Consider the following 15,359-nt stretch of genomic DNA (forward strand, 5'->3'; position numbering starts at 1 on the left):
TATTCCTTTTCCACTTTTTTCGTGCTATTTTTAGCCAACTAAACCACTAAAGAATTTGACAATGGCATTCCAGATGGCTCCGAAGAAGCCAGCAATGGCATTCCATGCATTTGTGAAGAAGTTGCCACTATCTTTTAAAATGGCATTTGTATCAAAATTGAGATTGATATTGTTAAAGGTATCGCCTGCCTTGTCTACGATACTATCTTTCAGGTCTGTCAAGGTCTTGGTAAAGCTTTTGCTGCTGATGACGCTACTCTTTGAGAGGTTGACTGCGAAATTCACGATCAAATTAATCTGATCACCTGTTACAGTTGTATCCAGCTTATAATTTTTCAGGGTTTCTTCGACAATCTTTCGAATATCATCCTTGCTTAAATCCTGATTGTTCTGTTTGGCATTGGCTACTGCTGTTTTAATGTCGGTCAATGCTACGTTTAACTTATCAGCATCGAAGTTTTTCTTACCAGCGTTTTCTTCATTGATCCCGGATAGAGTCTTTAACTCTTCTTGGGCCAGATCTTTGCTTTCTTGAGAAACTTTGGCACCATTTTTCTCAAGCGAGTAATAGATCCCAGCCAAGGCACTTTCACCAGTCACCTGTATAGGAGAAGCTACTGTAATTTGAGCATGCTCCAATCCAAGTGTAACGGCTGCATTACGATACATATCTGCAGTGACCTTGGTGATGTTTTGAGGCGTCACGATATTGACTTCTAGTGGCTTATTTTTGCCTAATTTTTGAATTTTAACAGAGGAATACAGTTCCAAACTATCATCGTTAGCAACGTTCATAATCGAAGAATAAACCTCCGGTGTCATGCTCTTCCACTCTTCTTTATCTTTCGAACTATCGTAGTTCAAGAGACTCAAAGTTTGTTCGATTTGACTTTGGTCTAGTGAATAGCCCAAAACATAGTCTGGTTTGACATAGGTTTCGTCGATGACTTTCTGCACATTACTATCTGCAGAAACCCGAGGGACAGCGGTAAACAAGGCTAAAGTCGTCGTTACAAACAATGCAATCTTCTTTAATTTCATCTTTTTCTTCTTTCTAACTCAAATCAACTCTGGGCATCTCTTATAACCTTTCTCACCTCACTAGAGATGAAAAAAGAAGTAAATAAAGAGTTTACCCACTTCGATTTTCATTATACAGTTGATTTCTTAAAACTAGCTTACAGTTTTTTTAAGAATGCATGACATTTTTATTATTCCTCAAAATCGGAGGCAGAACTGATCAGCTAAAAAAAGAGCCAATCGGCTCTCTGGAAAATGATTAAAACCATGAAAATAACTTCATAATCGTCATATTGGTTTCTACTAAACGGGAATAATAAATATTGCCCCCATTAATGTAGAGTTCCATCCCGTTTAAAAGAGAGATAGGGTGGAGGTAAAGATAAGTTTCACCAGTTACATTGCCAAGACTTGGCGCTACCACATCCCGCGAATAAGCGCGGGCCAACTCTAAGGAATTTGTCCCACCGTGTTTTGCGACGTAATCGATGTAGTCTTTCCCGAAATTATAGGCTTGAACCGCAGTCCAGCTATCAACGCCTTTTTTCTTGGCTTCTTTTAACTCATCTGAAAGAGTTTGAATTCCTTGGCGAATACTGGCCTTATTATCACTAATAGTATTGGTCTCACCACTTGCACTCTCACTCGCCTGCATGACATCGTCTTCTCTGCCTTTGGTCTCTGTATAGATCATAGCAAGAATGAGGTTTTCATTGGCCGTGGTGTCCTCCTCAGCAAGGACTTCTCTAACCAGGGAGCGGTACTGCATGACTTGTTTGACGTCATGATGGATCTGAATTCCCTTGTAGATTCCAAATATTAGTAAGATGAATAAGAAGATCTTCACTATACGTTTAATCATTATTTACTCTGTATATCCTCAATATTTTTGATCAAAATAGAATAGGTCCCGTTATCGTTTAGAATAAATTCAACAGATTCTGCATCTTCATAGACATTATTCGGAACGATCAGTTCAATTCCATTTGACAATGACAATTTCTGATTTTCGAACTTCTTCAACTGGCGACTTGCATCAATCTCTTCAAAGGTGACAGGCTCTGGTACAGCTTCTTTAACTTGGTCAATAAAACTAAGGCGAGCTGTCAGATTGTCGTCGAAGAGATCATCCGCTAATTTCTCAGGAGAGAGTTTATTTTCTTCCTCAATATGGTTAAAAATAGCTGATTTAACCTTTGATTGAAATTGAAAATCATCTGTGTTAAAGCTTTCCGCAATCTTCTGGGCTGTTTTTTCTAGTGCCTTGATCGATTTTTTAGGAGAGATCTTGGGTTGCGCCTGCAACAGATTCTCAGAAAAATAATTCAAGAATGTCCCATTGTACTTGATCCGTTTTTCAATCAAGTGGTATTTGCGACTTTGAAGATTGATGACCAAGGCCTCATCAGCACCAGTGCCAAAACCAGGTAGATTATTTTGCGTCAACTTAATCGGATTGTCCACTTCACCGCCAAGATGGGTCAGGGTTTCCCGTAAGGCGATCCGAAGAAAGGCAAAGTGGTCCACTCCTTCTTTTGAAAACTCAACAAAAACCAAATCGTTCGTCTTTTGATTCTCAGAGACGACAAATTCTTCCTTCCAACGATTCGCTACTGCGACTGAAGTTTCTAATAGGTCATCTGAAATCATCTCAAGAAAAGGATTGTCCTCTTCGAAAATACCGGTCTTGGCTTCATCCGAGTAGACCCGTTCAATCTTCTTACGCAAGTATTCCTCGATTTTAGGTGTGATATTGAGAAATTTATCTGCCAGATAGAGATCGGTATCGTCTGGGCTAAATTGATGAATAATGGCTTTTTTTACGTAAATATCCATAGGATGGTTTAGTCCTCATAAAGTGGAAAGGCGTCTGTCAAGGCTTTGACTTGGCTACGCACTTCGTCTAATATTTCTTGCTTATCTGCATTCTTCAGCGCTTTGATCATGAGTTCAGCAACGGTGCGACTTTCTTTTTCACCAAAACCACGAGCGGTGATGGCTGCTGCACCAATCCGAATCCCACTGGTCTTAAATGGAGACAAGGTTTCATAAGGAATAGAGTTCTTGTTGAGGGTGATATTGACTTCATCCAACAAGTTTTGCGCCACTTTTCCGTTTTCAACGACTTTAGTGACGTCGACAAGGAAAAGGTGGTTCTCTGTTCCGCCTGAAATAACGCGGAAATCAGGATCTTGCAAGAAGACATCAGCCATGGCCTGACTGTTCTTAATCACGTTAACTGCATACTCTTTAAAGGCAGGATCCAGCGCTTCTTTGAAAGCGACAGCTTTGGCTGCAATGACATGCTCCAACGGTCCTCCTTGAATACCAGGGAAAATAGCAGAGTTTATTTTCTTAGCTAATTCCTCATCATTGGTCAAGATCAGACCTCCACGAGGTCCACGAAGGGTCTTGTGAGTGGTCGTTGTCGTGATATGGGCATAAGGAACCGGACTTGGATGAAGACCTGCTGCCACGAGACCAGCAATATGGGCCATATCGACCATGAGCTTGGCTCCTACTGCATCTGCAATCTCACGGAATTTTGAGAAATCAATGACATGAGAGTAGGCTGAGGCACCAGCAACGATGAGTTTTGGCTTCACTTCTTGGGCTTGTTTTAGGATGGCATCAAAATCCAAGAGCTCTGTTTCAGGATCTACACTATAGGACACAAAGTTATAGGTTTGACCAGAGAAGCTCACAGAAGCTCCGTGCGTCAAATGCCCACCGGCAGCTAGATCCATCCCCATGACGGTATCACCAGGCTCAATCAAGGCCATATAGGCAGCACAGTTTGCCTGACTTCCAGAATGCGGTTGGACATTAGTGTACTTAGCTCCAAAGATTTCTTTGGCTCGTTCAATCGCGAGACTTTCGACCACATCGACCACATCTGTCCCGCCATAGTAACGACGACCAGGGTAGCCTTCGGCATATTTATTGGTCAGAATAGACCCTTGAGCAGCCATCACTGCCTTAGAGACGACATTTTCAGAAGCAATCAACTCAATATTATTTTGTTGACGCTCTTCTTCTTTAGCGATCGCATTCCATAGGTCTGCATCATAGGCTTTGTAATCTTCTTTATCAAAAATCATCGGTCTACTCCTTTATAAAAAATTATTTATGTACATTATCACTGAGGAAGTTCATCATCCTCAAAGGAAAGCTCGGGCACATGTGCAAGCAAATCAGCTTGTGTAATCGAACCTTGCCTCAAAATCCTGGCTTTAGAACCAGAGATATCCAAAATAGTTGAATCTTGGCCAGTCAAGAAGTCATCATCCTCTATACCAGGAACCACTTGATCAAACTCGCTTACAATAGCCTTATACTTTGTTCCACTTGCATGACCTGAAAGATTAGCCGAAGGACCAACTAAAGGACCGTATTTACGAATTAATTCCAACGTTTTTGGGTGAGCTGGAATACGGAAACCAACTGTATCCAAGCCCGAATGAATCCAGTCTGGCACCTTCTTATTCGCCTGAAGAATAATAGTCAGAGGCCCTGGTAAAAAAGAATCAACCAGTTTTGTTAAATAGCCAGGTTGATTTTTCGAATAAAGTCGAATATCTTCTTCGCCGGCTACATTTAAATTCAGAGCCTTGTCTCTCGGTCTATGTTTTAATTCGTATATATAATCAACTGCCTCTTGGTCCAAAGCTTTAGCGAAAATACCATAGACTGTTTCAGTTGGCAGAATAACCGCACGGCCAGCTTCTAATTCTTTCTCAATGTGATCCATTGTCTACTACTACCATTCTATCTTGTCCAAATTGGTCTTTCAGAACGCGAATGCGTTTGTCGGGAAATGCCTCTTGAAAAAGCTCTTTTACCTTGCTTCCTTGCTTATAGCCAATTTCTAGGTAAATCTTTCCATCTGGTGTTAAAACACTTGGTGCTTGCTGGGCAATCTTTTCGTAGATGGCATATCCATCACGATCCGCAAAAAGAGCTAAGTGGGGTTCAGAGGCTAAAACATTTGCTCCAACCTCTTCTACATCATCCCGAGAGATATAGGGAGGGTTGGATACAATTAGGTCATAAGGACCTTCTAGTTCGTCCAGTACATCTGACGACTTGAAGGCAAGGACTGCTTCTAGCTGCTTGGCATTTTTTTGAGCCAGGGCTAAAGCCTCTTCTGATACATCGCTAGCTTGAACCCGCCAGGCAGGTCTAGCAAGGGCTAAGCTAATAGCGATAGCACCACTTCCTGTACCAATATCCAGAACTCGTAAGGCTTTCTCATCGTTTTCTTCGAGAATTAGAGCCACCAACTCCTCTGTTTCTGGGCGTGGAATCAGCACGCGCTCTTCCACTGTAAAAACATGGCCACAGAATTCTGCACTACCAATAATATACTGGGCAGGAACGTGATGTTTCAGCTGCTCAAAGATGGATAGAAGCAAAGCCTGATCCTCTACTTCCACTTCTTTTTGCAAAGCAAGGACAAAGTCTGTAAAGGTCCAGTTTTTTAAAGCACGATACGCGAAGGAGAGGCTTTCTGGTTCCTCTCCAACGGCTATTAATTCTTCTTCATACTGGGCCAATAATGATCCCAACAACATTATTTGTTCAACTCTTCTAGTTTTTGTGTTTGATCATACAAGACCAAAGCATCGACCACTTCGTCCAGTTTACCAGATAAGATAGTATCCAGTTTTTGAAGGGTCAAGCCAATCCGGTGATCGGTCACACGGTTTTGAGGGAAGTTATAAGTCCGGATCCGCTCTGAACGGTCACCAGTACCGATGGTTGACTTCCGCTCAGCGTCTTGCTCGTCTTGGGCAATCTGAGCAAAGTGGTCAGCCACACGCGCACGGATGATCTTCATGGCTTTTTCGCGGTTCTTTTGTTGCGTCCGTTCTTCCTGCATCTCTACCTTGATATTGGTTGGCAAGTGGACGATACGAACGGCTGTTGCGACCTTATTGACGTTCTGTCCACCCGCACCAGATGCGTGGTAGATATCAATCCGAAGGTCTTTTGGATCAATGTCATACTCGACTTCTTCGATTTCTGGCATGACCAGAACTGTGGCAGTCGAGGTATGGACACGACCTTGGCTTTCTGTCACAGGAACCCGTTGCACCCGGTGGGCACCAGATTCATACTTGAGTTTTGAATAAACCGATTGACCAGAAACCATGGCTACGACTTCTTTGATCCCACCAACGCCATTGTAGGAAGCTTCCATAACTTCAAAGCGCCAACCTTGGCTTTCCGCGTATTTTTGGTACATCTGCAAGAGGTCACCAGCAAACAATTGGGCTTCGTCTCCTCCAGCTGCTCCACGGATTTCCAAGATAATGTTCTTGTCATCGTTTGGATCTTTTGGAAGAAGTAAGATCTTCAGTTTTTCTTCGTACTCTTCTTTTTCAGCCTTAGCATCTTTTAGCTCTTGCTTGGCCATTTCTTCCAAGTCCGCATCGCCGCCGGCTTCCTTAATCATTTCCTCAGCATCGACAATGTTTTGAAGGACTTGTTTGTACTCTCGGTATGCTGTCACCGTATCACGAGTGGAAGCCTCTTCTTTTGAAAGCTCCATAAAGCGTTTGGTATCAGAGACCACATCTGGGTCACTCAATAACTCTCCTAACTCTTCGTATCGGTCTTCTACAGCTTGTAGTTGATCATAGATATTCATTTTCGCTCCTTAATTCTTGGTTGTTAGATCATAGATTGCTACAATTTCGTCTTCTATGACTTCGCCAGTTTCTTTAAATCCATAATGGAGATAGCAAGATCTCGCTTGATTATTTTCCGGTTCATAAGATAACCAAAGACTTGTTGCCTTTCCAGCTGGCTCTGTTCGAACAAAGTCAATGACTGCATCCATAGTCGGTTTAAAATAGCCTAAACCTTGAAATCGTTTATCGATCATAAAACGAAATAACAAGTAGTTCCCCTTGCTGATCCCAATTTTCTGGTCATAGGCAATCATAACAAAACCAACTAATACTTCCTTATCATAAACTGCTAAGGGAGCTATAAAATCACCATTTTTATCATATACATAGGCTTCAGCTAAACTAATGGAATTGGATGCAATAAAATTCCTTTGGTTTGGATGAACTTCTAGATTTAAAACGTCAAAATAATTCTCTATTGTAATATCTTTTTAAACAAATAGACATTATTATCCTCTCTAAAACGTTCTAGACGCTTTCAGTTGGGATGTCTGGATTAAAATAATGTTTGCGGCAAACGGAGATATAGGTCTCGTGTCCACCGATCTGGATCTGCTCTCCATCATAGACAGGTTTACCCGCTTGGGTACGCAAGACCATGGTCGCCTTGCGGGAACAGTATTGGCAGATGGTTTTGATCTCCTCGATCTTGTCGGCTAACAAGAGGAGGTGTTTGGAACCTTCAAAGAGTTCATTTCGGAAATCATTTTTGAGGCCAAAAGCCATGACCGGCACATCCAATTCATCCACGACTCTTGCCAAGTCATAGACATGGTGGCGTTTCAAAAATTGAGCTTCATCGATTAAGACACAGTAAGGTTTGATTGCTTGGTTTTTAATATAGCCAAAGATATCGGTATCCTCTTCAATTGCAACGGCTTCTCGTTTCATACCAATCCGGCTAGAAACTACTCCAACTCCATCTCGTGTATCGATTGCTGAGGTCATGATGACCACGCTCTTGCCTTGCTCTTCATAATTATGGGCTACCTTCAAAATCTCAATGGTTTTCCCCGAGTTCATGGTCCCATATTTATAATATAATTGTGCCATTTTCCTTCAGTTCTCTCTAAAATGTGTTTCATTATCATTTTACCATAATTTTGCTAAGCTTTGTATCCCAAAATGTGATAAAATAGTCCTATAAAAAATTTAGGAGGTGGCCATATGCCATTTGTACGAATTGACCTATTTGAAGGACGCACCCTGGAACAAAAGAAAGCCTTGGCCAAGGAAGTAACCGAAGCTGTTGTCCGCAATACAGGCGCTCCTCAGTCAGCTGTTCACGTCATCATTAACGATATGCCTGAAGGAACCTACTTCCCTCAAGGTGAAATGCGCACCAAATAATGGTTCCACTAAAAAAGCCTTTCTTGCTTGTGATATCACATAGCAGGAAAGGTTTTTTCTTATTTTTCTTGGGCTTGACGTTCTGCTTTCCGTTCTTCGAATTCTTCGTCACTCATCAAGGTTCCACCGACGTTGGCTGATTTGGCAAAGGCTGTATAGCGACGCAACCAACCACTGGAGATTTTTGATTTGAAAGGTTTCAAATGTTTGCGACGTTCTGCAAGAGTTGCATCATCGACAAGTAGATCAAGGGTACGATTTGGTAAGTCAATCACGATTTCATCCCCATCTTTGATTAGGGCGATATTACCACCTTCTGCCGCTTCTGGAGAAACATGACCAATAGCAATCCCACGAGTCGCTCCTGAGAAACGACCATCTGTAATCAGAGCCACATCCTTACCAAGACCGCGTCCGACAATCTTAGAAGTTGGTGCCAACATCTCTGGCATACCAGGTCCACCCTGAGGACCTTCATAACGAATGACAACGACATGCCCCTTCTTAACTGTTCCATTGTCAATTAACTCAAGGGCTTGATCTTGTGAATCACAGCAGATGGCCTTTCCACGGAAAGTGGTCACAGATGGATCGACCCCACCGACCTTGATAACCGCCCCATCTTGAGCGATATTTCCGTAAAGGATCGACAAACCACCTACAGGTGAAATAGGATGCTCGATTGGATGGATAATTTCTTCATTTTTGATTTCAGCACCAGCTACGTTTTCTTTCAAGGTTTTACCAGTGACTGTGATACGATCACCCTTAATGGCACCTTTTTTGATCAACTGATTGATAATGGCTGGAACACCACCAGCTTCATGTACATCATGCATAGTGTAGACACTTGAAGGGGCAATTTTAGAGAGATAAGGTGTCTTCTTGGCAATCTCGTTGATATCTTTGAGATCATAGTCAATCCCTGCTTCACGCGCAATAGCGAGCGTATGAAGCACAGTATTGGTAGAACCACCCATGGCCATATCAAGCGCAAAAGCATCGTCGATGGCTTCTTTGGTCACAATATCCCGTGGACGGATATCTTTTTTAATATTCTCTACCAATTGTTTGGCTGCTTGACGGACCAATTCCCGACGTTCATCTGAAACAGCTAGGATGGTACCATTTCCAGGAAGAGCAAGACCTAATACCTCCATCAAACAGTTCATGGAATTGGCAGTAAACATACCAGAGCAAGAGCCACAAGTTGGGCAGGCATTTTTTTCCAAGAAATCCAGCTCATCCATGCCCATATCACCAGCTTGATAAGTACCTACAGCTTCAAACAAACTTGAGAGCGTCGCTTGATGCCCTGTCATGTCAACGCCGCCCTTCATAGGTCCACCAGAACAAAATACGGCAGGCACATTGGTCCGCATGGCAGCTAAAATCATTCCTGGTGTAATCTTATCACAGTTGGGAATATAGAAAACACCATCAAACCAGTGGGCATTGATGACTGTTTCAGCAGCATCTGCGATCAACTCACGAGATGGCAAACTATATCGCATCCCGATATGGCCCATCGCAATCCCGTCATCGACACCGATGGTATTAAATTCAAAAGGAATCCCACCAGCCTCGCGAATAGCTTCCTTGGCAACATCTGCTAATTCACGCAGATGAACATGTCCTGGAACGATATCAATATAGGAGTTACAAATGGCAATAAAGGGCTTTTGCATATCCTTTGCTGATTTTACTTGCCCTGTTGCATAGAGGAGACCACGCGCTGGTGCTCGGTCGATCCCCATTTTGATCATATCACTTCTCATCTTGTTCTCCTTCTAGTTCTTCATTTCTACCTCCTAATCTTACCACTTTGACATCAATTGTCAAGAACTTTCAGAAAATTTATAATATTTACGGTACACAAAAAGTCTGGTTTCCCAGACTTCATTTTAGTTTGTTTGCTTTTTTTCGATCTGCCAGAGCCGAAGTTGGTAACAAATTCCACTTACGACAAGGCTAGAAATAAGGCCGATCCAATAAGCATAGGGACCAAGGTTGGTCACATGATCAAGGAAAATCCCTAGTGGGATAGAGATACACCAATAACTAAAAACGCCTAATAAGAATGGAACGGTTGTATCCTTATAGCCCCGCAAAATCCCTTGTAGAGGTGCTGCAAAAGTATCAGCCACTTGGAAAAAGAGACTATAGGTCATGAAAATCGCTGTTTGCTGCACAAAGACTGGATCCTTGCCATATAGCCCTGCTAGTTGGAAGCGGAATGTATAGAGGAAGACGAGAGTGACAATGGCAAACCCAAAGGCTGTCAGTCGTCCCAAACGGCAATATTGTTTGACCACTTCTGGTCTTCCTGCTCCCAGTTCGTAAGATACGATAATCGCCATGGTACTGGAGATACTAACTGGGAAAGCATACATCAGGGTAGAAAAATTCATGGCCGATTGGTGACTAGCAATGGTGAGGGATGGGAATTTTGCCATTAACAAACCAACCAGCGAGAAGATGATGACTTCTGCAAAAACAATTCCACCGATTGGAAGCCCAAGGCGCAATACTTCTTTCATCCCTTTAAAATCATAAGGCTGCGGCTTCCACAATTGGAAAGGTGCTACCTTGGGATGTTTGCACAAGATCAAAACCGCAATGGCCAACAAGACCCAGTAGGCCAGAGAGGTTCCAAGACCTGCTCCTGCTCCCCCCATCTCAGGAAAACCAAAAGCTCCATAGATCAGGATATAGTTAAAACAAGCATTGAGAGGCAAAAGCAAGAGCATCAAGTACATGGATAGACGCGTCATTCCCAAGGTATCTAGGAAGGTCCGCACGATACTAAAGAGCAACAAGGGTAAAATTCCCAAAGAAAGGAAATATAAATAGCGAATGGCTATTTGGGCAACAACATTTTCTAAGCCGATCTGCTTGAGAATCATGGGCGCAATCCCCCAAACAAAGCCTATTAAGAGAATGGCCATACCAAATGACATATAGAGGAATTGGTAAAAATCACCAGCAATCCGTTCTTTATTTCCCTTGCCTAAATGATGCCCAACAATCGGCGTCAGTGCGGAGACAATACCTGTCAGGAAAGTAAAAAATGGATTCCACAGACTGGTAGCTGTAGAAACACCGGCCAAATCAAGGGTCCGGTACTGACCAGTCATGGCTGTATCGACAAAGCTGGCTGAATAATTGGCCAATTGGTAGATTAAAATCGGCAAAAATAGACTCAAAAACAAGCGCAAGCGCTCTTTAAAGTGATAGGTTACATACATGATTCTAACTCTCTTCTCATCAAATAAGATTTTCTCCTCTTCCACTCTACTATATGTTTCCTTAAAAGTCAAAAAACCGAAGATCCAAGGACCTCCGGTTCATCTGTAATTAGTGTTTATTGCGGTTTAAAACAGCATTGAGAACGATCGCCAAGACACTGGCAACGACAATTCCGTTCGCAAAGAACATTTGGAATCCTGTTGGAAGGCCATTGAAGAGGGTGCTGTTGTTCAAACCAACCCCTGCAGCAATCGATACAGCTGCGATCAAGAAATTGTGCTCATTGTGTTCAAAATCAACACGCGCAAGAATCTGCATCCCTTGAATCGATACAAAACCAAACATGACCAGCATAGCGCCACCAAGGACTGGGCTTGGGATGATTTGTGCCAAAGCTCCAAACTTAGGAAGGAGACCAAGAAGAACAAGGAAACCAGCGGCATAGTAGATTGGCAAGCGAGTCTTGATACCAGACAATTTCACCAAGCCAACGTTTTGTGAGAATCCAGTGTAAGGGAAGGTGTTGAAGATACCACCGAGGAGAACGGCCAACCCTTCAGCGCGGTACCCATTGCGAAGGCGCGTACTATTAATTGGATCTTTGGTAATATCAGAAAGAGCGAGATAGACACCTGTTGATTCCACCATAGAAACTGTTGCGATGATACACATCATTAAGATGGAGGTGATTTCAAACTTAGGAGCTCCAAAGAAGAAAGGCGTTGGAACGTGAACGACTGGTGCTTGAGCCACAGGTGTGAAGTCTACCAAGCCCATAGAAGCCGCAATGGCAGTCCCTGCGATCAAACCAATCAAAATTGAAATGGATTTAATAAAACCAGTCGTATAGATATTAACAACTAAAATGATGAGAATGGTCACCACAGCCAAAATCAAGCTTTGAACGGTTGGTTTTGGCGCATTATTTCCCATATTTCCAATCGCTACTGGAATCAAAGTCAAACCAATGGTTGTAATAACGGATCCCGTTACAATTGATGGGAAGAGATTGGCAATCTTAGAGAAGAAACCAGAGACAAGGATGACATAAATCCCTGAGACAATCAAGGCACCAAACATGGCACCACTACCATGGCTAGCCCCGATCATGCTGAGAGGAGCCACAGACTGGAAGGCAACCCCAAGGACCACCGGAAGGCCAATCCCGAAGTATTTATTGAGCTGCACTTGAAGGAAAGTTGCGACCCCACACATGAAGATATCTGTAGATATGAGGTAGGTTAGTTGATGAGCGTTATAGCCCAAAGCTCCCGCGATCATGATCGGCACCAAAATAGATCCCGAATACATGGCCAAAAGGTGTTGCAAGCCTAAAATGGCTGCCTGTGAATGGCTTTCTTGTTTTTGCATTAGATGTCTGCCTCCTTAAATACAACCTGACCATTTTCAAAACGGTCCAAACGTGCGAGGGATACAACTGGATATCCCAACTCTTCTAACAATCCCCGTCCATCTTGGAAGGATTTTTCAATCACAATCCCAATCGCTTCTACTTGAGCCCCGGCTTGCTCGATGATTTGAATCAAGCCTTTGGCTGCTTGGCCATTTGCGAGGAAATCGTCAATGATCAAAACCTTATCTGATGGATCCAAGAATTTACCCGCAATTGAAACGGTGCTGGTGACTTGCTTGGTAAAGGAATAAACCTCAGCCGTCAAGATGCCCTCATTCATCGTGATGTTTTTCGCCTTCTTAGCAAAGATCATGGGAACATCCAAGGCTTCAGCTACATAAAGGGCAGGTGCAATCCCAGATGCTTCAATGGTCACGACTTTCGTCACGCCAGCATCTTTGAACCGGTCCGCAAAAGTCTGACCAATTTCTTTCATCAATTTGAAATCCACTTGGTGGGTCAAAAAGGAGTCCACCTTGAGGATATTCTCACCTAAAACATTGCCATCTTTTAAGATGCGCTCTTCAAGTAATTTCATACTTCCTCCTACTTTTTTAAAAAAACCTCTACTTCATTCACAAAACACAAAAAGGCCTGCTAAGCAAGCCTTGAAATCTCTCTAGAAAGAGAAATAATCCCGACTTACTTATTGTTAGGTGTTCCGGCACCTTGTAGAAACATCACGCCCATTCGTGAAATAAATAAGTAATTCAATTAGTGTGCATCGCCATTCCAGATAGAATTCTTAACGATCACATAGTCAACGTGTTTCAAATCTGCTAATTTTCGGCCTCCTGCATACGAGATCGAACTTTGCAAATCTTGTTCCATTTCTGTCAAGGTATCTTGCAAATGACCCTTGGCAGGCAATAAAATCTTCTTCCCTTCGACGTTCTTATAAGCGCCTTTTTGGTACTCGGAAGCAGATCCATAGTACTCTTTGAAAGACTCTCCATCAATCTCTACTGTTTTACCAGGACTTTCGATATGTCCTGCAAAAAGCGAACCGATCATGACCATAGACGCCCCGAAACGAATCGATTTGGCAATATCACCATGAGTCCGAATACCACCGTCCGCAATGATTGGCTTACGAGCTGCTTTTGAGCACCAGCGAAGAGCAGCCAATTGCCAACCACCTGTACCAAATCCAGTCTTCACTTTAGTGATACAAACCTTACCAGGGCCGATTCCGACCTTAGTCGCATCAGCTCCCGCATTTTCCAATTCACGAACAGCTTCAGGAGTTCCAACATTTCCAGCAATGACAAAGGTATCTGGCAATTCTTTCTTGATGTGTTGAATCATCCGAATGACACTATCCGCATGACCGTGTGCGATATCAATAGTGATATACTCAGGAGCATCTGCCTTTAATTGACTTACAAAGTCGTATTCGTATTCCTTAACACCGACTGAAATGGAAGCGATCAAACCTTGCTCATGCATGCGTTTGACAAAAGGAATCCGTCCCGCTTCATCAAAACGGTGCATGATGTAGAAGTAACCACCACGCGCCAACTGCTCTGCTACATTCTCATCCAAGATTGTCTGCATATTGGCAGGAACGACTGGAAGCTTGAAGGTATGCTTTCCAAATTGGACGGTTGTATCTGCTTCTGACCGGCTATTTATGATACATTTGTTGGGAATCAACTGAATATCTTCATAGTCGAAAATAGGAAATTCATTTAACATAGATTGAAAAATCTCTTTTCTAAAAACTGACCTACCTATGCGCAAGCGCATCGCTACGTCTCTTGACGTTTCCTTGATAGATTATACCAAAGATACGGACCTAATGCAATGGGAATGATTTTATAGGAAATAACGTTCGGAAATTACAAGACAAAAACCCGCTTCAAAAAGAGAAACAGGTTTTATTTATGAACATTTTGGAGCCAATTGTTCACTTCTCTAGCTACAATTTCAGGCGCCTCTGTATACAGTTCGTGCCCCAAACCTTCTAGCAAAACTTGCTTGATCAGGGGATCTAGTTGCTTCAGAGCTTCTTTTCTCCATTCAGGCGCTTCTTGGTACCGAGGTCCAATAAAAAGGACAGACAGGTCTGCCAGTGGAATCTGGTAAGTCTTGATCTGACGCCGTAGACGCAATAAGGCCAAGACCTTTTCTAGATCCAGATTTAATTCATATTGTTCACTCACTGGATTCCAGCGATAGCTAGCCTCTACTGCTTTTCGCGCTATAGGCGTAGGATCTGCTTCATCACTCAGTTCTGATAACACGGCTTCTTCTAAAGTTGCAAAGACTTGCTGCTTCATGAAGGACAAGGTGCCGTCTAGCTCTTCCTCAAGAGGCAGGATCTTTTCCATATCCAGATAGCCACCATCCAAGAGAATCAGAGCATGGATCTGAGGGAACTGAGCAGCCAGATAACGAGCCAAATCTCCACCCAATGAATGCCCTAATAAACAGATCTCTTCCGCCTGGCTAATCTGATCTTGAAACCAAACACGAAGATCGTTTTCTGTCTGAATCATTTCCCTATAGGGATCTAGAAAGGTCACAGGAAAGCCTAGCTCATCAATAAGTGGAGCCAGATGATAGCTATTGCTCCCTAGGCCACCGATAAAATAATACTGCATGTGTTTTGTCCTTTCTTTTTCATT

Annotated in this window: 16 protein-coding genes and 1 riboswitch; of the genes, 1 reads left to right on the forward strand and 15 read right to left on the reverse strand. The window is 42.8% G+C overall.

Translation table 11 applies throughout. The annotated features are described in order from the left end of the window. Positions 1 to 30: 30 nt before the first annotated feature. The 9 genes from HMPREF2904_RS06845 to HMPREF2904_RS06885 form a co-directional block, all read right to left on the reverse strand. A complete protein-coding gene (locus HMPREF2904_RS06845; protein ID WP_070661284.1) occupies positions 31 to 1,041 on the reverse strand; it encodes a DUF1002 domain-containing protein in 1,011 nt (336 codons plus the stop codon). A 238-nt stretch (positions 1,042 to 1,279) separates the two neighbouring features. Next, positions 1,280 to 1,882, reverse strand: coding sequence for a lysozyme family protein (locus HMPREF2904_RS06850; RefSeq protein ID WP_003007284.1), 603 nt, complete (start codon positions 1,880 to 1,882; stop codon positions 1,280 to 1,282). Next, positions 1,882 to 2,856 (reverse strand): nucleoid-associated protein, encoded by a 975-nt coding sequence (locus tag HMPREF2904_RS06855; protein ID WP_013903561.1) that lies wholly within the window; start codon positions 2,854 to 2,856, stop codon positions 1,882 to 1,884. Before HMPREF2904_RS06855 ends, HMPREF2904_RS06850 begins: the two co-directional genes overlap by 1 nt. Positions 2,857 to 2,864: 8 nt before the next feature. Further along, positions 2,865 to 4,121, reverse strand: a complete 1,257-nt coding sequence (gene glyA / locus HMPREF2904_RS06860; protein ID WP_070661287.1) for a serine hydroxymethyltransferase — start codon at positions 4,119 to 4,121, stop codon at positions 2,865 to 2,867. A gap of 38 nt (positions 4,122 to 4,159) precedes the next feature. Beyond that, positions 4,160 to 4,771, reverse strand: a complete 612-nt coding sequence (locus HMPREF2904_RS06865) for an L-threonylcarbamoyladenylate synthase (protein WP_070661290.1) — start codon at positions 4,769 to 4,771, stop codon at positions 4,160 to 4,162. Continuing rightward, positions 4,758 to 5,594, reverse strand: coding sequence for a peptide chain release factor N(5)-glutamine methyltransferase (gene prmC, locus HMPREF2904_RS06870; protein WP_070661293.1), 837 nt, complete (start codon positions 5,592 to 5,594; stop codon positions 4,758 to 4,760). The genes HMPREF2904_RS06865 and prmC overlap by 14 nt, the downstream gene beginning before the upstream one ends. Beyond that, positions 5,594 to 6,673, reverse strand: a complete 1,080-nt coding sequence (gene prfA / locus HMPREF2904_RS06875; RefSeq protein ID WP_003007273.1) for a peptide chain release factor 1 — start codon at positions 6,671 to 6,673, stop codon at positions 5,594 to 5,596. Before prfA ends, prmC begins: the two co-directional genes overlap by 1 nt. A gap of 9 nt (positions 6,674 to 6,682) precedes the next feature. Continuing rightward, positions 6,683 to 7,135 (reverse strand): GNAT family N-acetyltransferase, encoded by a 453-nt coding sequence (locus HMPREF2904_RS06880; protein WP_070661296.1) that lies wholly within the window; start codon positions 7,133 to 7,135, stop codon positions 6,683 to 6,685. Positions 7,136 to 7,184: 49 nt separating this feature from the next. Continuing rightward, positions 7,185 to 7,769 carry a thymidine kinase gene (locus tag HMPREF2904_RS06885; RefSeq protein WP_070661299.1) on the reverse strand — a complete coding sequence of 195 codons (585 nt, stop codon included), beginning with the start codon at positions 7,767 to 7,769 and terminating at the stop codon, positions 7,185 to 7,187. A gap of 114 nt (positions 7,770 to 7,883) precedes the next feature. Between HMPREF2904_RS06885 and HMPREF2904_RS06890 the strand changes: the two genes are divergently transcribed. Further along, positions 7,884 to 8,066: a 4-oxalocrotonate tautomerase gene (locus HMPREF2904_RS06890; protein ID WP_001117401.1), complete on the forward strand. Its 183-nt coding sequence runs from the start codon at positions 7,884 to 7,886 to the stop codon at positions 8,064 to 8,066. Positions 8,067 to 8,125: 59 nt separating this feature from the next. Here the strand turns inward: HMPREF2904_RS06890 and ilvD are convergent, their stop codons facing one another. From ilvD to HMPREF2904_RS06920, 6 genes are all read right to left on the reverse strand, one after another. Then, positions 8,126 to 9,844 carry a dihydroxy-acid dehydratase gene (ilvD, locus tag HMPREF2904_RS06895; RefSeq protein WP_070661302.1) on the reverse strand — a complete coding sequence of 573 codons (1,719 nt, stop codon included), beginning with the start codon at positions 9,842 to 9,844 and terminating at the stop codon, positions 8,126 to 8,128. A gap of 126 nt (positions 9,845 to 9,970) precedes the next feature. Further along, entirely contained in the window at positions 9,971 to 11,314 is a 1,344-nt protein-coding gene (locus HMPREF2904_RS06900; RefSeq protein ID WP_070661306.1) for an MATE family efflux transporter, read from the reverse strand. 109 nt (positions 11,315 to 11,423) lie between these two features. Continuing rightward, complete coding sequence (locus HMPREF2904_RS06905; protein ID WP_070661309.1) at positions 11,424 to 12,686, reverse strand: nucleobase:cation symporter-2 family protein; 1,263 nt, start codon at positions 12,684 to 12,686, stop codon at positions 11,424 to 11,426. Next, positions 12,686 to 13,267, reverse strand: coding sequence for a xanthine phosphoribosyltransferase (locus HMPREF2904_RS06910; RefSeq protein ID WP_003001484.1), 582 nt, complete (start codon positions 13,265 to 13,267; stop codon positions 12,686 to 12,688). The genes HMPREF2904_RS06905 and HMPREF2904_RS06910 overlap by 1 nt, the downstream gene beginning before the upstream one ends. A gap of 91 nt (positions 13,268 to 13,358) precedes the next feature. Beyond that, positions 13,359 to 13,454: riboswitch (purine riboswitch) on the reverse strand. Next, positions 13,444 to 14,427: a GMP reductase gene (gene guaC / locus HMPREF2904_RS06915; protein ID WP_049490864.1), complete on the reverse strand. Its 984-nt coding sequence runs from the start codon at positions 14,425 to 14,427 to the stop codon at positions 13,444 to 13,446. It overlaps the preceding riboswitch by 11 nt. A gap of 182 nt (positions 14,428 to 14,609) precedes the next feature. After that, positions 14,610 to 15,335: an alpha/beta fold hydrolase gene (locus HMPREF2904_RS06920; RefSeq protein WP_070661312.1), complete on the reverse strand. Its 726-nt coding sequence runs from the start codon at positions 15,333 to 15,335 to the stop codon at positions 14,610 to 14,612. Positions 15,336 to 15,359 lie beyond the last annotated feature (24 nt).

It is taken from the genome of Streptococcus sp. HMSC072G04, from assembly GCF_001813295.1.
GTDB lineage: Bacteria > Bacillota > Bacilli > Lactobacillales > Streptococcaceae > Streptococcus.